We start from the raw sequence: 16,196 nt of genomic DNA, 5'->3' as shown, positions 1-16,196 counted from the left end.
GCAAGGATATTCCTCGGGCACCGGACCCACTCATTGGTTCTGTCAGGGGCGTAAACAATCAAATAGTTCGAGCTTTTGGGGCATGCAAGGGACCTGGAAGCTACTACGGCCGGGTGGCCAGCAGCACAGGAAACTCGTTGCGTGGAGATAACTCCGGGGCCTGCCGATAAATAGGAAGGAAGCTCCTTGATCCGCACCAATTCCTTAAGCAAGACTTTCAAGTCACGCACTGGCACTACGGAAGCAGTCAAAGACGTGTCTGTAACGTTCCCGCCGGGTCTCTCGGTCCTGATAGGCGGCAACGGCAGTGGAAAGTCTACGTTGATACGTCTCCTGTGCACCATAGAAAAGCCGACACGAGGTGGATTTTCGGTCGATGGAACGGAGATCGCAGGAAGAGCGTTAGTTAACTATCGGCGTCGTATTGGCTATGTACCCCAAGATGTACGTTTCGCCTCGACTATGACATGCCGTGATGCCCTTGCATACGCAGGCTGGGTTGCAGGGCTTGATAGACGCGCCTATTTGCGACGAATCCCGGAAGTATTGGAGATGATCGAGCTCCCAGAGATTGAGAATTCCCGAGTCAGCAACCTGTCTGGAGGACAAACTCGGCGCGTTGGAATTGCAGCTTCCCTGATCCATTCGCCCGATATTCTATTTTTGGATGAACCTACCGCAGGTCTTGACCCGCAGGCGAGGATTGAGGTGCGACATCTCCTAAATCGTCTCAAAGATAGCGCAACAATCATTCTCTCCACGCATCTGCAGGATGATCTCGAGCATGTGGCTGACAACGTGGTTGCGCTCCACAACGGTCGCATCGCGTACGAGGGAGAATGGAATCGGTTAAAAGCTGTTTCGGCAGACAATTTTTCCTCGGTGTCAACCGATCCCCTAGAACGCGCCCTCGCTTACGTGGCATCGAAACATTAATTCAGGACTTCAGCTTATGATCACTAGAAAATTTGGCTCACCAGTGCTCATGGTGCTCGGTGTCCTTCAGGTGGTATTCGGTGTTGGGGTTTCCTTTTGGGTGACCTCTAAACAAATGCAATTTGCGTATCCGCGAACTGCGGATATCGCTGAGGCATTTCGAGATGCAACTGCTTTATCCTGCTTTGGACTAGCAGTCATCGTCTCCTACAACGTGGCAGCGTTAGCTTCTCCTCGCGTGGGAACTGCCAACTCACTTGGCCGATACCCGCTAAAACTGCAGGTTCTATTCTTGACCCTCGCCCCAGCATTAATTACAGCCGCGTCAATATCACTTGGGGCTATTCCTGCTTTTACCGATGCTATCGCTAAAAGTGCAGATGGATCCGTCTGGATTCTGCTGGTAGTCGCTGTCAGCACTGTTTTTCTCTCCACGGTTGCTGCGCTGTCCGCTTTCGTTGCGCTTGCCTTTCGCAAGTTTCATCCCGCTGTCTCGCCATTGATTGCAGTTATTGTCACCTACTTTGTTGTCGCGTTCGGTGCTAACAGTGCCAAAACTTGGGCAGTCGCTCCAATTGTTTTGCAGGCGGTTGATCCGACTGATCTCACTGAGCCTCGAAACCTGGTAGTTGCCTTGGGTGTAAGCGTTTGCCTCGCACTGGTAGCTGGTGGACTTCTTTTGTTGGCTGCTGGTGCTTCGAAAAACATTAGTCTTAGCGGAGTAATTGCTATTACGGCGATTGTCGGTGTTGCAGGTCTGTTGCAGGCAGCTGCAGGTCCCGTCGCGATCGTCGATCGAGACTCTTGCGCATTCTCGTCGGGCGGGTCAGAGATATGTGTGGATTCGGCCGATGAGCCCGGGCTTGAGCAAATGACTCGTGATATCTCCGCCCTCGAAGAATATTTACCGGACGGCGTAAGACCGAGGAAACTCGCCAGCAATTCGGCTTACCGGATCAAGTCCGGGGACCACGGTTACCAAAACTTTACGACCGCCGGCGAGGATCGGCGCCTAGACATCAGTGGGCTTCTTCTCGATGAGCTAGGAATCGGGTCATGTACAGATCCGACGTCCGAAGGAGCCTTTGTGATCGACCGAGTTGGGGTCTATATCACTAAGCGCACTGGTGTTTATTCCAAGAGCGTTGAGAAAAATGGTGCTTTCTACAAAAGCATTTCCGAGAGCGGTGAGACGGATCCAGCACCGGAGGACGTGCTATCTTCCCTTGACCACAGCGTGGTTGACAAAAACATAGCGAAGAACTGGAGAGCAATTGTGTCTTGTCAAGCTACATGGGAAATGTTGACGGAGGAGTCCTAGGTCAACCATTGACCATCGTTTAGTTACTCAGAGGTAGCCCGATGCCGATCCGTAGTATTCTCTTGTCCACCCCGTGGCACATCATTTGCCTTTTGGGGGCATTTTGCGGAGTAATGATTCGTTTAGTTCGTGGGATAACGTTTGAGGTCGGAGGTAGTCCCACTGAGACCTTTGGCATTACAGCTGTTGAGCTAGTTTCGCTTCTTTTCGCTTTGACCACGGTTGTGCTTGTAACACCTTCGATGCCTCACATTGATCTGCGGAGACGACGGGCTCAGTGGTTATCAGTATTTAGACAAACCTTTGGTGCGATGGTCGTCGTGATTGTCGCCTATTTCGCCTCGATCCAGAGCAATGTTGCTTATCATCTTGAGCCGGGGACCGATCCCGCCGTCAGTCCAGAGAGCGAACTGATTATCAACAACAGTGTGTTGATATTTGCGGCAGGTGCAATACTGATCACGCAGTGGGGAAAATCACTGGGGACACTCGCCACCATTATCCTGTGGGCGCTTTGTAATACGCCTTTGGTTTTCTTTACCAACTTCACCCCATGGCCTTTTGCGGTACTTCTAGATGCTGGACCGTGGTTCTCTCCGGAGCACCTATGCACTACAGGGCTAGTACTGATTGCGAGTTTTCTGGTGCAGTTCCGCACTGCCGGTGCTAGTGCTTTCGCAATTCGAAGAGACACATAGATTCGACCGCCCAATTCGAGTGGTTATGAGGAAATAGTCTTCGCCCCCAAGTATCACGCATGACCTGGGGGCGATGTGTTTGACAGGTTCGAGTCGCAGAGAACTTAGGGTCGTACAACTATGGCCATTCTCAACCGGTTAGTCGATGCACGAATAAATGCGTCACCAGCCGCGCTCAGCCAGGCGGTGCGGTGCCGGGAGGTCGGAGACGTTGATGCCCACCATCGCCTCGCCCAGGCCACGGGACACCTCGGTGACTACCGCGATGTCGTTCCAGTTCTGCGTCGCCTTCACCACAGCCTTTGCGCGGGCCTCAGGGTTGCCGGACTTGAAGATGCCGGAGCCGACAAACACACCGTCCGCGCCGAGTTCCATCATGAAGGCCGCATCAGCCGGGGTGGACACGCCACCAGCGACAAGCAATGGCACTGGCAGCTTGCCGTTCTCGGCAACCCACGCTACAAGGTCGTACGGAGCCTGCAGCTCCTTGGCGGCCACGTAGAGCTCGTCGCGGTTGTTCTCCCAAATAGCCTGGAGGCCAGCGATCTCGCTGGTGATCTTGCGGATGTGCTTGGTGGCCTCGGACACGTCACCCGTGCCAGCTTCACCCTTGGAGCGGATCATGGATGCACCTTCGTTGATGCGGCGCAGTGCCTCGCCGAGGTTGGTCGCGCCACAGACGAACGGCACGGAAAAGCCACGCTTGTCAATGTGGTTGACGTAGTCCGCCGGGCTGAGCACCTCGGACTCGTCGATATAGTCCACGCCCAGGTGCTCGAGGATCTTCGCCTCCACCGTGTGGCCGATGCGGGCCTTGGCCATGACCGGGATATCGACGGTGTTGATGATGCCTTCGATCAGATCCGGATCCGACATGCGGGCCACGCCGCCCTGGGCGCGGATATCCGCGGGGACGCGCTCGAGGGCCATCACAGCGACCGCGCCGGCGTCTTCGGCGATCTTCGCCTGTTCTGGGGTGACGACGTCCATAATCACGCCGCCGAGGAACTTCTGGTTCAACTGTTCTACATCAGACATACCGCTTAGTCTGCACCTCCAACTGGTAGATTCCAAGAGCCAGTTATATTTAGATTCTTTGGACCAGTTGATGCTTCTCGACGTCTCACGCGACTATCCCACGCCCATTCCTGCTCAAATCGCGGCAGGGATCCGCGACGCTGTTGCCACCGGCGCGCTTTCGCCTAGCGACGCAATCCCGTCCACCCGTGTTCTCGCCGAGCAACTTGGGGTATCGCGAGGCAGTGTGGTCACTGCATACGACCAGCTCGAGGGTGAGGGCTACCTGCTGACCAGCCAGGGAGCGCCCACGCGGATCCACCCAGACCTCACCGTCGCCGCACGGATGCCTGAACGCACCACCGACGCGCCGCCCCGCATGACACCGAAGGCCCAGATCTCCCTGAAGCCTTCTCCCGGCAACGCCGGCACCATCCGCCCCGTCACTTGGCGCAAAGCGTGGCGCGAGGCCGCCGCAGAACCCGATAACTCCATGGATAAGTCCGGGGAACCAGAGCTACGCCACGCGGTGGCTGAACACCTCCGTCTTGCACGCAGCATGCACGTTTCTCCGGATCAGATCGTGGTCACCGGCGGCTCACGCGAAGGGCTGATGTGCATCCTCTACGCGCTAGGTGCCGCACTGCGCGTCGGCGTGGAGGACCCCGGACACCCAGGCCTGAGGCGAGTGATCCCGCTCGGCGGCCACGAGGTCGTGGAATGCTCAACCGACCACGAGGGCATTGTGGTCAGCGAACTCCCTGACACTCTGGACGCTCTGCTGGTAACCCCCTCCCACCTCTACCCGTTCGGCGGCGCCATGCCCGCCGCCCGCCGCGTAGAGCTCCTGGAATGGGCGGCTCGCACCGAAACCGTGGTGATCGAAGACGACTTCAATACCGAACTGCGCTACCGCATCTCCCCACAGCCTGCGCTGTCCTCGCTGGCCACACGCGCGGACGTGCTCACCCTCGGCACGTTTTCCACGCTGCTCTCCCGGGAACTCGCGGCCGGCTACGTCGTCGCCTCACCAGCAACCGCAGAAGTGCTGCGCGAGGTACGCAGCGTCCTCGGCATGCCAGTTTCTTCGGTCACCCAGCGTGCCATCGCATACTTGCTTAACGACGGCGTCGCTCGCCGCTCATCTCGCGCCGTGCATCGTGGGCTGGCACAGCGACGCAAAGTACTCAACGAGCGACTGGTTCCGTTAATCAACGGTGCCGAACTCGCGCCCGGCGATGGCGCAGACCTCACGGTGCGTTTTGACACACGAAACGAACGGGATGAGTTTGAACAACGCCTGCTCGAGGCAGGTATCGAGTCTGGTCACGAATCTGCACTGTGGACCAACAGCGGCGACGGGCTGGTGTTGAGCTTTGCCCACTTGAGTGCAACTGACTTCGACCTCGCCGTTGAGATCGTCACACGGATTGTGTGATCTCATTGACACGCCCGTTCAATAATGAATAGAGTTGTACAGGAAGTTGTACTTATCGGGGTTATTGGAGGCAAATGATGAAAGTCATGTCTTACTCGGAATCTCGTGCAAACTATGCGGAGGTTCTGAACACAGTTGTTGACGATTGCGAGGAGGTCGTCATCACCCGTTCCGGCCACGATCCGGTTGTCATTGTCTCGCTGGCGGAATACGAATCGATGAAGGAGACCTCTTATTTGCTTCAATCCCCAGCGAATGCTCGCGTACTCAAGGAGCGAATCGAACGCTTGGAAAAAGGAACGTCGGTTCAGAATGAGCTCATCGAGGAAGATAGATGATTCTGTCTTGGGACGAAGATGCCTGGGCCGAGTATGTCGAATGGCAAACCACGGACAAGCGTGTGCTCAAACGCATCAACATGCTCATCCGCGATATTCAACGCAACGGCAATCAAGGCATCGGCAAGCCTGAACCGCTCAAACATGAGCTCAGTGGCTATTGGTCCCGGAGGATTACCAGCGAGCACCGACTCGTGTACAAAATGACCGAAACCGAGATCCGAATTGCGGCTTGTCGCTACCACTACGGGGAATAGACTCCTCTACTACCCGATGACCTCGGCGGCGACGACTCGCTTGCCGTGACGGCCAGTAATACGCGCCCACTCGTCTGGGTTCGCGGTGTTCGGCATGTCTTCACTTTCGTCTTGCTCGTCGCGTACTGCTTCGCGCAGGTGATCAGCGGTGACACCCGCGGTAGATACACCTGAGAGGTGGTCCTTGATCGCAAGCTTCTTCGCGCGATCCACCACGTTGGCAATCAAAGCGCCAGAGACGAAGTCGGAGTAGTGCAAAACCTCGGCGGTGCCGTCGACAAGTTCGAGTCGCACGAAGGGGCGCGGGGCGAACAGAGCGGCAGCGGCTGCGTCGATAAGTTCTTTGCGAGGAGCCGCGAGTGGGATCTCGTCAGTGAGGTAGCGCGCGAGGATGTCCTTCGACTCCTCCTTGTTCGGTCGCGACACGCGGACCTTGATGTCGAGGCGACCCGGGCGCAGGATTGCGGGGTCGATGAGTTCCTCGCGGTTGGTCGCGCCGATGACGATGACGTTCGCGATGTCCTCCACGCCGTCGATCTCAGTCAGCAACTGCGGCACCACGGTGGTTTCCATATCTGAGGAGACACCGGAACCGCGGGTGCGGAAGATCGATTCCATCTCGTCGAAGAAGACGATGACGGGGTTGCCCTCGGAGGCGAGTTCGCGGGCGCGCTCGAAGATCAGGCGGATGCGCCGCTCGGTTTCGCCGACGAACTTGTTCAGCAGCTCGGGGCCTTTGACGTTGATGAAGTGCGCCTGTCCTCCGTCGCCAATGCGCTGCGACAACGAGTTCGCCACCGCCTTTGCAATGAGCGTCTTACCGCAACCCGGAGGACCATAGAGCAGCAGGCCCTTCGGCGGGGTGAGGTCGTACGCGGCGTAGAGCTCGGGGTGTGAAAACGGCAGCTCGACGGAGTCTTGGATCGTCTCAATCTGAGACGACAGCCCGCCGATGTCTTCATAGGTCACATCCGGGATCTCTTCGAGCGAGAGTTGGTTGACTTCGGTCTTCTCAATGCGCTCAAACGCGTAACCGGCGGACGAATTCACCAGCACCGTATCGCCTGCACGCGTGGTCTTGAGTAGCGGTTCGGCGAGCATGACCAGCGACTCCGCGCCTTGCTGGTCGGCGACCACGGCGCGATCTGTGCCGATGCGTTCCACCATCGTGGCAATCTGGCCTGTTGGGGTAAACCCGCAGGCTTCCACCACAACGGTCCCCTCACCGAGGCGCACAAGCGTGCCTGGTACAAGGGCTTGCGGCTCGACCAAAGGCGAGATTTTCAGACGCATCCGCCGACCGGACGTGTGCACCTCCGCTTCCCCATCGCGAGTACCCGGGGCAAGGTAGATGCCGTAGGTAGACGCGGGTTCGCCGAGTTCCTCGACCTTGACGTAGAGGTCATTGAGCTTGTCGCGGCTGGACTTCAGCAACTCCGCAAGCCGCTTGTTGCGCGCCCCCAAATCCTGGTTCTCGCGCTTGAGGTTGCGCAATTCGGGCCCGAAAGCATCGTCTTCAATGTGTCCAACCATGGATCCGAGCCTACCTATCGCCGATAGGACGCAAGTGCTTATCGACGAGCCTTACGCTGCGGACGCGGCGGCGTCACACCATCGGCGAGCCTGCGGGTCCAGACAAGAAACGCCGTGTGTGCGTTCATGCGGTGCTCCGGGCGGGTAGCCAGGCCATCGACCTTCCACTCACGCAGCAGGGTCTCCCAGGCGCGTGGCTCAGTGAAGCACTTCGCCTCGCGGATAGCCTCCATAATGTTCATCAGCTGTGGCACGGTGGCCACGTACGTCATGAACACACCACCTGGGATGAGCACGTTCTTCACGGTGTCGATGAAGTGCCACGGCTCGACCATGTCCAAGATGACGCGGTCCACCTGGCCGTCGAGGTCTTCCGGGGTGACCTCGCCGAAGTCGCCGAGGCGAGGCGTCCACCACTCCGGTTCGCCGCCGAAGTATTCAGCGACGTTGTCTTTGGCAAACGCCAGGTGGTCGTCGCGAATCTCGTAGGAGTACACGTGCCCCTCGGGACCGACCGCGCGCAGCAGCGACATGGTCAACGCGCCGGAGCCGGCACCCGCCTCCAGCACGCGTGCGCCCATGAAGATGTCACCCTCAACGAGGATCTGGGCCGCATCCTTCGGGTAGATCACCGCAGCGCCGCGCGGCATGGACAGGACGTGATCCACCAGGAGGTGGCGGAAGCAGAGGTAGTCCGAACCCAGCGTGGACTTGACCACCGTGCCCTCGTCGGCACCGATGATGTCATCGTGACTGACGATGCCCTTGTGGGAGTGGAACTGGCCACCCTCCTTGAGCTCGATGGTGAAGTGGCGGCGCTTCGCGTCAGTGAGCTGCACCTTGTCGCCTGGCTGGAACGGTCCCGAATACATGCCGGTAAGTATGCCCTACTGTGCGCCGGTGTAAAAAGCCGACAGTGCGCGCACGAAGTAATCCATGTCGTCCACTCCGCACAGCTCGCGCGCGGAATGCATGGACAAAAGCGGCACACCCACATCGACCGTCGGAAGGCCTAGACGTGTCGAGGAGATCGGGCCAATCGTCGACCCGCACGGCACAGCGTTATTGCCGACAAAGGTCTGGTGCGGCACGCCGGCAGCGCGGCACGCCAGGATCCACTCGGCTTCCGTCGCTGCATTGGATGCGTAGCGCTGGTTGGCGTTGATCTTCAGCACCGGACCCTTGTTGATCAGCGGATGGTGCGTCGGATCATGCTTGCCCGGGTAGTTCGGGTGCACCGCGTGCGCGGCGTCGGCGGAAACCTGGATGGAGTTCGCGATAATCTCCGACGGTTCGCCGAATGCCGCCGCCACCTTGGTCAGGACGCGCTCTAGCATCGGGCCACCGGCTCCGGCGGTGGATGCAGAGCCCACCTCCTCGTGGTTAAACGCCGCAAGCACCAGAATGTCCTGGGCATCGTCCTTGGCTGCGAGCATCGCCTCGAGCGACGCCCACACACTGGTCAGGTTATCCAGGCGACCAGCGGCCAGAAGATCACCGATGACCTCGCCCCGCTGTGCGTCCGCGGTGATAAGTTCGTGCGCCACGATGTCGTCTGCAGCAATGCCCGCCGATTCCGCCGCTAGCTCGAGCAGCGGACGGTCCACACCCAGGATCGGCTGGGTATGCACCTGGCGGTCGATCTCCGGCATGTCACCCCGGTAGAGGTGGATAGCCAGGTTGGGCACGCGCGCCACAGCACCCGTGTTCACGAGGTGTTCCTTGCGGTCGGTGGTCACCACTCGTCCGGCGAAGGTGATGTCGCGATCGAACCAGCTCGCCAGAATCGGCCCGCCGTAGACCTCGACGGCAACCTGGCGGAACCCTTCGCGCACGACATCCGGATCGGGCTTGGCCATCAAGCCAGGCGAGTCCGTGTGCGAGCCGACAACACGGAACCGCGGGTTGGGGTTTTCCGGGACCCACCACGCAATCACGGCGCCATCGTTGATGATGAGGTGGCCACCGGGGCGGGTGGCGTCGTCGTCAAGCAATGCTCGACGAGTAAACCCTGCTGCCTCGAGGCTTTTGGCGACGTTTTCCGCTGCGTGATAGGCGGATGGACTCTGGCTGATGAAATCGATGAACGGCTGTGTCATACCCCCACTCTAAGATGTTGGGCACCATGACTCCCAGCAATACGCCACGACCACTCGCCCTGTCCCCCTCCCGCGCATCCGATTACAAGCGCTGTCCGCTGCAGTATCGGTTCCGCGCGATCGACCGCTTGCCGGAACCTTCCACGGAAGCGCAGGTGAAAGGCACCCTGGTGCACGCGGTACTGGAAGAGATGTTTTCCTGGCCCAGGGAGGAGCGCACCTACCCCGCCGCCGTGAAGCGGCTCAAGCCGACGTGGGAGCAGATGCGTATCGACGACCCCACCTGCGCCGAACCCGTCGAAGACGACTACCAGCTGCTCGTAGATGCACGCACGCTCCTACGTGGCTACTTCACCATGGAAAACCCACTCGGGTTCGACGCGCACGCGCAAGAAATGCCGGTTGATTTCACGTTGCCTAACGGGGTTCCCGTGCGCGGGTTCATCGACCGGGTGGACATCGCGCAGACCGGCGAGGTGCGTGTTGTCGACTACAAGACCGGCAAGAAGCCACTGCCCCGCTACTCCCAGGACGCACAGTTCCAGATGCGGTTTTATGCGCTGGTGTACTGGCGGCTCTTCGGCGTTGTGCCGACCCAGCTGAAACTGATGTACCTGAAGGTGATGGACTCGATGATCCTCACGCCTTCGCGCGAGGAGCTGGAGTACTTCGAGCGCGACCTGGCGGAGTTGTGGTGGAAGATCGAAGCCGACGGCAAAGCCGGCTCGTTCCGTCCACAGCAGTCAAAGCTTTGCGGGTGGTGCGCCTTCCAATCACTGTGTCCAGTGTTTGGCGGCACACCACCCGAGTATCCCGGTTGGCCTGGCTCCCGCGCAGAGGAGGAGCCGGGACCGGAAACGGACTAGAACAGTCCGCTGACCACGCCGTTCTCGTCGACGTCGATGTTGTTGGCTGCCGGCTTCTTCGGCAGGCCAGGCATGGTCATCACATCACCGGTCAGCGCGAGGACGAAGCCTGCGCCGGTGCGCGGGATGAGGTTGCGTACGTGCAGGGTGTGGCCCTCTGGCGCACCGAGCTCCGTCGGGTCGTCGGAGAAGGAGTACTGCGTCTTGGACACGCAGACCGGCAGGGTGTCAAAGCCGTTGTCCTTCAGCGTCTTTAGATCCTTCAGCGCTGCTGCGGAGTACTGCACCTCGCCTGCGCGGTAGATCTCCTTGGCGATGGTTTCGATGGACTTCTCCACGCCCTCAGCCGGGTCGTACAGCGGGTGCGATTCGCCCTCGGTGAGGTTCGCCAGCAGGGTTTCAGCGAGCTCGGTGGCGCCGGCGCCGCCTTCGGCCCACACGTTGGCGTCGGCAAGCGCAATGCCCTTGGACTCTGCCCAGTTACGCAAGAAGTCGAGCTCGGCTTCGGTGTCGGTGACAAACCGGTTGAGCGCAACCACCGGGGTGACGCCGAACTTGCGCACGTTTTCCACGTGGCGCTCCAGGTTCACGATGCCCTCTGCCAGCGCATCGACGTTTTCAGCCTTAAGGTCTTCCTTCGCAATGCCAGCGTGGTGCTTGATCGAGCGGATCGTAGCGACGATCACCGCACCTGCGACATCCAGATCACCGTAGCGTGCCTTGATGTCGAAGAACTTCTCCGCACCGAGGTCAGAGCCGAAGCCAGCCTCGGTGAGCACAATGTCGGCGTAGTCGAGTGCCGTGCGGGTTGCGATGAGCGTGTTGCAGCCGTGTGCGATGTTGGCAAACGGACCACCGTGGATAAAGGCGGGGGTACCGCCGAGCGTCTGCACCAGGTTCGGGTTCACGGCGTCCTTAAGCAACGCGGCCATCGCGCCCTGTGCGCCGATCTCACCGGCGGTGACCGGCTTGCCGTCGTACGTCAGACCGATGGTGATCGCAGCGAGGCGACGCTTCAGGTCCTCCAGGTCCGTGGCCAGGCCAAGGATCGCCATAATCTCGGACGCAGCCGTGATGGTGAAGCCGGTTTCTGCCGGAACACCCGAGGTCGGGCCGCCGAGGCCGGTAATGACGTTGCGCAGCACGCGGTCGTTCACGTCCACGCAACGCTGCCAGGTCACGCGACGCGGGTCGATGTTGAGCTCATTGCCCTGATGGATGTGGTTGTCGATCAGCGCAGCCAGGGTGTTGTTGGCGCTGGTGATGGCGTGGAAGTCGCCGGTGAAGTGCAGGTTGATCTGCTCCATCGGAACGACCTGGGAGTAGCCGCCACCTGCTGCACCACCCTTGACGCCCATGACCGGGCCGAGCGAAGGCTCGCGAAGCGCCACCATCGCCTTGTGTCCAAGCTTCGCCAGTGCATCGGTCAGACCGATCAGCATGGTGGACTTGCCCTCACCAGCCGGGGTTGGGGACACACCGGTCACCAGAACGAGCTTGCCCGGCTTGTCCTTCGGGGTCTTGTTGATGTCCACCTTGGCCATGTACTTGCCGTACGGGATGAGCGCATCCTCATCCACGCCGGCGCGAGCGGCAATGTCGGTGATGGGTTCGAGTTCGTGTGCTTGAGCGATTTCGACGTCAGTCAACGGTTGTGCAGTCATGCATCTCACACTACCGCCGCACCGATGAGGTATCCCAGGATTACGCTGACTAAAATGCAGACCACTCCGGGGACGAGGAATGGGTGGTCAAACACGTACTTGCCAATGCGGGTCGAGCCGGTGTCATCCATCTCCACCGCCGCGAGCAGGGTTGGGTACGTGGGCAGGACGAATAGTGCAGAAACCGCCGGGAATGCTGCAAGTGCCGTGAGTGGGCTGACCCCAATCGCCAGCGCGGCGGGGATGAGCGCTTTCGCCGTCGCGGCCTGTGAATACAACAGTGATGCGGCGACGAAGAGCACGACCGCAAGCAGCCAAGGTTTTGAGGTCAGGACGTTTCCGGCGATGTTTTGGATGTCGTCGATGTAGTAGTTGATATACGTCGTACCCAGCCACGCCACGCCGAGAACGCACACGCATGCGGACATGCCGGATCGAAAGACTTGGGTGTTCAGAATCTCCGCGGCAGCCGTGCGGGTACTCATGACGATGACAACCGCGGCACCGAGCATGATGGCCATGATTGCCTCGTTCCGTGGCACTGTTGGCTCCGCAATCAGACCGATCTGATCCGAAATCAACGTTGCGTAGACCATCACGATGATGATCGCTGCCAGAAAGATAGCGACCGAGCGCTTCGCTCCTGGTGCGGCAACGTAATCGTCATGAGCTTGGTGCGTTGCGACGAGCCCAGCGGCCTTGCGTTTGCGGTACACGGGGTCGTCGTCAAGCTCACTGCCCATGTGATTGGCAACCCACGCCGTCGGGAAAATTGCCAGGAACGTCGCAGGAAGCATCACCGCAAGAATCTGGAGATACCCCACCCCAAGTGGTTCCAGCGCTGACGCCATGAACACAACTGCTGCAGAGATTGGTGAAGCGACGATCGCCATCTGCGAAGCGATCACGGCCGCTGACAGCGGGCGCGAAGGACGAACGTTTCCTTCCTTAGCTACCTCTGTAATAACCGGCATCGTGGAAAATGCCGTATGCCCCGTTCCCGCGAAGACTGTCATCAACCACGTCACCACCGGGGCGTACACAGTGATGCGCTTAGGGTTCCTGCGTAAGAGTCGCTCCGCAAGATCCACGAGATACTGCATGCCACCGGCGAGCTGCATTGCAGAGATGGCTGCGATAACGCACATGATGATGCCGATGACATCAAACGGAATTGCATCTGCGGTGACCGGCATACCGGTTGCGCCGAGAAGCAGCACCCCCAATCCCCCGGCGAAACCGATCGCGATCGAGCCAATGCGTGCACCCAACACGATTGCCCCAAAAAGAATGAGGGTGTGCAAGGCAACCAACATGGTGTGCGCTCCTTCATTACGGGCTAGTAAGAACTTCCGCCATTATCCCGTATTGATCACACCAAAAGGAAACGGGGCAGGTGTGAGATTGGCTACCACCCTGCCCCGGTTCACCGCTGACGCGGAAGGAAATGCGGTTTTAAAACCTAATTAGCGTCGTCCTCATCAACGTAGAGCTTGCCGCGGAATTCCGGGTGCATGAGGTTTTCCTTGCTCAGCAACCGCTTCAAATCCTCTTCCTCAATAAGGCCCTTCTCCAGCACTAGGTCATAGACGCTCTTACCGGTGGAAGCAGCCTCACGGCCAATGATGTCGCCGTTATGGTGACCAATCACCGGGTTGAGATAGGTGACGATGCCGATCGAGTTAGTCACGTAAGCCTCGCACACGTCCTTGTTCGCAGTGATGCCCACAACGCACTTCTCGCGCAGCGTACGTGCCGCATTGGCCAGCAGACGGATCGACTCAAACAAGGACTGAGCAATGACCGGCTCCATGACGTTGAGCTGGAGCTGACCTGCCTCAGCAGCCATGGAGACCGTCACGTCGTTGCCGAAGACCTTGAAGCAGACCTGGTTAACAACCTCCGGGATAACCGGGTTGACCTTGGCCGGCATGATCGAGGAACCAGCCTGGCGCTCCGGAAGGTTGATCTCGTTCAGACCAGCGCGAGGACCGGACGACAGCAGACGCAGGTCGTTACACATCTTGGAGAGCTTCATTGCCGCACGCTTGATAGCGCCGTGCATCATGACGTAGTCGCCGGTATCCGAAGTGGCTTCGATCAGATCCGGAGAGGCCTGGATGTCCAGGCCGGTGACCTCGCGAAGTGCCGTGACAACCTGATCTTTGTAGCCGTTCGGAGTGTTAATTCCCGTACCGATTGCGGTTGCGCCAAGGTTGACTTCCAGCAGGGACGTCGCAGCGTTGCTGATGGTGCGCTGCTCTTCATTGAGGTTTGCGCCAAACGCAGTGAATTCCTGACCCAGCGTCATCGGAACCGCGTCCTGCAACTGAGTACGACCCATTTTGATGATGTCGGAAAACTCGTCGCCTTTCGCGCGCAGTGCCTTCTGCAGCTCGTCGAGCTCCTCAAGCAAGCCCTGCACCGCGTAGTACACACCGAGACGCAGACCAGTCGGGTACGCATCGTTGGTGGACTGGGACATATTCACATCATCGTTCGGATTGATGATGCCGTAGGAGCCCTTCTCAGCACCAACGTATTCCAGTGCGAGGTTAGCCACCACCTCGTTCGTGTTCATGTTTGCCGAGGTACCCGCGCCACCCTGGAATAGGTCGATCGGGAACTGATCCATGCAGCGTCCCTCATCCAGAATCTGGTCGCAGGCCCACGCAATTGCTTCGGCTTTCTCGCGCGGCAACACATGCAGGCGACGGTTCGCAATAGCGGTAGCTTTCTTGACTTGGGCCATGCCACGGATGAACTCCGGCAAATCGTTCAGGGTGCTGGCCGACAACTTGAAGTTGTCTACTGCTCGCTGCGTATGCACTCCGTAGTACACATCAGCGGGGACTTCAGCCTTGCCAAGCAGGTCTTCTTCAATACGAGTGCTCATGGCACACCACTATACGTAGCAAAGCGAAGCCTCTCGACGATTGTGCGCGTGACACCTACGCGCTGCAGGCTGCAGCAAACCAGCGGTAAACGTCGTCGGCACTGGCCCCCACAAACAGGTGGGGATCAAACCGATACACACCGGCAGGTACATGATCCGCGAGCCCCAACACTGCACATCCCGCTGCAGCCGCAGCTGACATGCCACTGAACGAGTCCTCGACCACGAGACAGTCTTGCGGAGCGGCGCCGACGCGCCGGGCTGCTTCGAGGTACATGTCGGGGGCAGGTTTCGGGTGGATCACTTCGTCGCCAGTAATGGTGCCGGTGAAGAACGCACGCCCAATCGCATCAATGCACGGATCTGCCAGGACGCGTTCAGTATTCGTCGTCACGAACATGGGCATGTGGTCTTCCTTCAGCGACTGCAGCACTTCAAGAATCCCTGGGTTGCATTCGATACCTGCAGAAAACAGTTCAGCCATCCGACCGAACATCCAGTCTTTATAACGCTGTTCGTCGCCGTCAGTCAGTGTGTGCTCCGCCCACTGCGCCACAATGCGAAGCGTGTTCGGGAAACTCCCGCCAATGGTGCGCTCGCGAACCTCTGGGGTCAGTGGCCGACCAAGCAACTCCCCTAACTCGTAGGTCGCCTGTCCCCAGAGCGGCTCTGTGTCTATCAGCGTGCCGTCCATATCCCAGAAGACGGCCGCCGGACGCTGCCTACTCAAATTCCGGCAGCGCTTCTAGCGCCTCATCGGTCGCGCCCGCCGCGGTGCACACCCGAATCACGAGCGTCTCAATATCTGCCTTTTCTTCTGGCTCAAGCACCGCGTCCGCATGACGGACATTGAATGCCTCCAAGCGCTCGTAGAACGGTCCAACTAGCCCCACCAGTTGCTGGTCCTCTGGCTGGGAACCGAGTGCGTCGACCTCGTCGAGGTACTGCTCAAGCATTTTCCGCAACTCAGGCAACACGGACGGGTCGAATGGCTCGTCCCACAACTCCTTGTCTTCCTCAGAAAGGTAGGAGCCTGAGGCGAACATCGTCAGGTCATCGATAAACTCGTCGACCTCAGGCTGGAACTGGGCACGAATCGTGTGTGCTGCTGCGCTCATGACCACCATTGTGCT

General features: G+C 59.2%; 16 protein-coding genes. 7 read left to right on the top strand and 9 right to left on the bottom strand.

What is annotated here, in order from left to right; all coding sequences use genetic code 11:
- The first annotated feature begins 186 nt into the window (after positions 1-186).
- The 3 genes from HMPREF2785_RS11645 to HMPREF2785_RS09355 all read left to right on the top strand — a co-directional run bounded on the left by HMPREF2785_RS11645 (position 187) and on the right by HMPREF2785_RS09355 (position 2,955).
- Positions 187-936 (top strand): ABC transporter ATP-binding protein, encoded by a 750-nt coding sequence (locus HMPREF2785_RS11645; RefSeq protein ID WP_083279525.1) that lies wholly within the window; start codon positions 187-189, stop codon positions 934-936.
- Between the two features lie 16 nt (positions 937-952).
- Positions 953-2,257 (top strand): hypothetical protein, encoded by a 1,305-nt coding sequence (locus HMPREF2785_RS09360; RefSeq protein ID WP_070484790.1) that lies wholly within the window; start codon positions 953-955, stop codon positions 2,255-2,257.
- Positions 2,258-2,370: 113 nt separating this feature from the next.
- Positions 2,371-2,955: a hypothetical protein gene (locus HMPREF2785_RS09355; protein ID WP_141750679.1), complete on the top strand. Its 585-nt coding sequence runs from the start codon at positions 2,371-2,373 to the stop codon at positions 2,953-2,955.
- Positions 2,956-3,117: 162 nt separating this feature from the next.
- Here HMPREF2785_RS09355 and pdxS read toward each other — a convergent pair whose 3' ends face one another.
- Positions 3,118-3,993, bottom strand: a complete 876-nt coding sequence (gene pdxS / locus HMPREF2785_RS09350; protein WP_070423174.1) for a pyridoxal 5'-phosphate synthase lyase subunit PdxS — start codon at positions 3,991-3,993, stop codon at positions 3,118-3,120.
- A 58-nt stretch (positions 3,994-4,051) separates the two neighbouring features.
- Between pdxS and HMPREF2785_RS09345 the strand changes: the two genes are divergently transcribed.
- The 3 genes from HMPREF2785_RS09345 (at position 4,052) to HMPREF2785_RS09335 (ending at position 6,005) form a co-directional block, all read left to right on the top strand.
- Positions 4,052-5,410, top strand: a complete 1,359-nt coding sequence (locus tag HMPREF2785_RS09345; protein ID WP_246821222.1) for a MocR-like pyridoxine biosynthesis transcription factor PdxR — start codon at positions 4,052-4,054, stop codon at positions 5,408-5,410.
- 77 nt (positions 5,411-5,487) lie between these two features.
- The gene (locus HMPREF2785_RS09340) at positions 5,488-5,748 is read left to right on the top strand and encodes a type II toxin-antitoxin system Phd/YefM family antitoxin (RefSeq protein ID WP_070423251.1); all 261 of its coding nucleotides are present in this window, start codon (positions 5,488-5,490) and stop codon (positions 5,746-5,748) included.
- On the top strand, positions 5,745-6,005 hold the full coding sequence (locus tag HMPREF2785_RS09335) for a Txe/YoeB family addiction module toxin (RefSeq protein ID WP_070423172.1): 261 nt from the start codon (positions 5,745-5,747) through the stop codon (positions 6,003-6,005). Before HMPREF2785_RS09340 ends, HMPREF2785_RS09335 begins: the two co-directional genes overlap by 4 nt.
- A 9-nt stretch (positions 6,006-6,014) precedes the next feature.
- On the opposite strand, the gene arc is transcribed toward HMPREF2785_RS09335, so the two are convergent.
- Genes arc through HMPREF2785_RS09320 form a run of 3 tightly spaced genes read right to left on the bottom strand, consistent with a single transcriptional unit; the run spans position 6,015 to position 9,637 of the window.
- Entirely contained in the window at positions 6,015-7,538 is a 1,524-nt protein-coding gene (gene arc / locus HMPREF2785_RS09330) for a proteasome ATPase (RefSeq protein WP_070615064.1), read from the bottom strand.
- 38 nt (positions 7,539-7,576) lie between these two features.
- Complete coding sequence (locus HMPREF2785_RS09325) at positions 7,577-8,410, bottom strand: tRNA (adenine-N1)-methyltransferase (RefSeq protein WP_070423170.1); 834 nt, start codon at positions 8,408-8,410, stop codon at positions 7,577-7,579.
- A 15-nt stretch (positions 8,411-8,425) separates the two neighbouring features.
- Positions 8,426-9,637 (bottom strand): M18 family aminopeptidase, encoded by a 1,212-nt coding sequence (locus HMPREF2785_RS09320; protein ID WP_070615062.1) that lies wholly within the window; start codon positions 9,635-9,637, stop codon positions 8,426-8,428.
- A gap of 26 nt (positions 9,638-9,663) precedes the next feature.
- Between HMPREF2785_RS09320 and HMPREF2785_RS09315 the strand changes: the two genes are divergently transcribed.
- On the top strand, positions 9,664-10,503 hold the full coding sequence (locus HMPREF2785_RS09315) for a RecB family exonuclease (protein WP_070451605.1): 840 nt from the start codon (positions 9,664-9,666) through the stop codon (positions 10,501-10,503).
- On the opposite strand, the gene HMPREF2785_RS09310 is transcribed toward HMPREF2785_RS09315, so the two are convergent.
- From HMPREF2785_RS09310 to HMPREF2785_RS09290, 5 genes are all read right to left on the bottom strand, one after another.
- A complete protein-coding gene (locus HMPREF2785_RS09310; protein ID WP_070615060.1) occupies positions 10,500-12,167 on the bottom strand; it encodes a formate--tetrahydrofolate ligase in 1,668 nt (555 codons plus the stop codon). The genes HMPREF2785_RS09315 and HMPREF2785_RS09310 overlap by 4 nt on opposite strands.
- A gap of 5 nt (positions 12,168-12,172) precedes the next feature.
- On the bottom strand, positions 12,173-13,483 hold the full coding sequence (locus tag HMPREF2785_RS09305) for an anaerobic C4-dicarboxylate transporter (protein ID WP_070615058.1): 1,311 nt from the start codon (positions 13,481-13,483) through the stop codon (positions 12,173-12,175).
- A gap of 146 nt (positions 13,484-13,629) precedes the next feature.
- Positions 13,630-15,063, bottom strand: a complete 1,434-nt coding sequence (aspA, locus tag HMPREF2785_RS09300; RefSeq protein WP_070615056.1) for an aspartate ammonia-lyase — start codon at positions 15,061-15,063, stop codon at positions 13,630-13,632.
- A gap of 55 nt (positions 15,064-15,118) precedes the next feature.
- On the bottom strand, positions 15,119-15,793 hold the full coding sequence (locus HMPREF2785_RS09295; protein WP_256374921.1) for an HAD family hydrolase: 675 nt from the start codon (positions 15,791-15,793) through the stop codon (positions 15,119-15,121).
- A complete protein-coding gene (locus HMPREF2785_RS09290) occupies positions 15,786-16,181 on the bottom strand; it encodes a hypothetical protein (protein WP_070451478.1) in 396 nt (131 codons plus the stop codon). The genes HMPREF2785_RS09295 and HMPREF2785_RS09290 overlap by 8 nt, the downstream gene beginning before the upstream one ends.
- Between the last annotated feature and the right edge of the window lie 15 nt (positions 16,182-16,196).

Origin of the sequence: Corynebacterium sp. HMSC067D03 (genome assembly GCF_001811185.1) — a bacterium.
GTDB classification, from domain to species: Bacteria; Actinomycetota; Actinomycetes; order Mycobacteriales; family Mycobacteriaceae; genus Corynebacterium; species Corynebacterium coyleae.
The sequence above is the reverse complement of the archived record's forward strand: the minus strand, read 5'-3'. Positions and strand labels throughout refer to the sequence as shown.

Excerpts from the sequence above, each read along its gene's own strand:
- pdxS (WP_070423174.1), bottom strand. The coding sequence starts at position 3,993 with ATGTCTGATGTAGAACAGTTGAACCAGAAGTTCCTCGGCGGCGTGATT.
- HMPREF2785_RS09310 (WP_070615060.1), bottom strand. The coding sequence starts at position 12,167 with ATGACTGCACAACCGTTGACTGACGTCGAAATCGCTCAAGCACACGAA.
- HMPREF2785_RS09305 (WP_070615058.1), bottom strand. The coding sequence starts at position 13,483 with ATGTTGGTTGCCTTGCACACCCTCATTCTTTTTGGGGCAATCGTGTTG.
- HMPREF2785_RS09315 (WP_070451605.1), top strand. The coding sequence starts at position 9,664 with ATGACTCCCAGCAATACGCCACGACCACTCGCCCTGTCCCCCTCCCGC.
- HMPREF2785_RS09360 (WP_070484790.1), top strand. The coding sequence starts at position 953 with ATGATCACTAGAAAATTTGGCTCACCAGTGCTCATGGTGCTCGGTGTC.
- arc (WP_070615064.1), bottom strand. The coding sequence starts at position 7,538 with ATGGTTGGACACATTGAAGACGATGCTTTCGGGCCCGAATTGCGCAAC.
- HMPREF2785_RS09355 (WP_141750679.1), top strand. The coding sequence starts at position 2,371 with ATGATTCGTTTAGTTCGTGGGATAACGTTTGAGGTCGGAGGTAGTCCC.
- HMPREF2785_RS09290 (WP_070451478.1), bottom strand. The coding sequence starts at position 16,181 with ATGAGCGCAGCAGCACACACGATTCGTGCCCAGTTCCAGCCTGAGGTC.
- HMPREF2785_RS09320 (WP_070615062.1), bottom strand. The coding sequence starts at position 9,637 with ATGACACAGCCGTTCATCGATTTCATCAGCCAGAGTCCATCCGCCTAT.
- HMPREF2785_RS09325 (WP_070423170.1), bottom strand. The coding sequence starts at position 8,410 with ATGTATTCGGGACCGTTCCAGCCAGGCGACAAGGTGCAGCTCACTGAC.
- aspA (WP_070615056.1), bottom strand. The coding sequence starts at position 15,063 with ATGAGCACTCGTATTGAAGAAGACCTGCTTGGCAAGGCTGAAGTCCCC.
- HMPREF2785_RS09340 (WP_070423251.1), top strand. The coding sequence starts at position 5,488 with ATGAAAGTCATGTCTTACTCGGAATCTCGTGCAAACTATGCGGAGGTT.
- HMPREF2785_RS09335 (WP_070423172.1), top strand. The coding sequence starts at position 5,745 with ATGATTCTGTCTTGGGACGAAGATGCCTGGGCCGAGTATGTCGAATGG.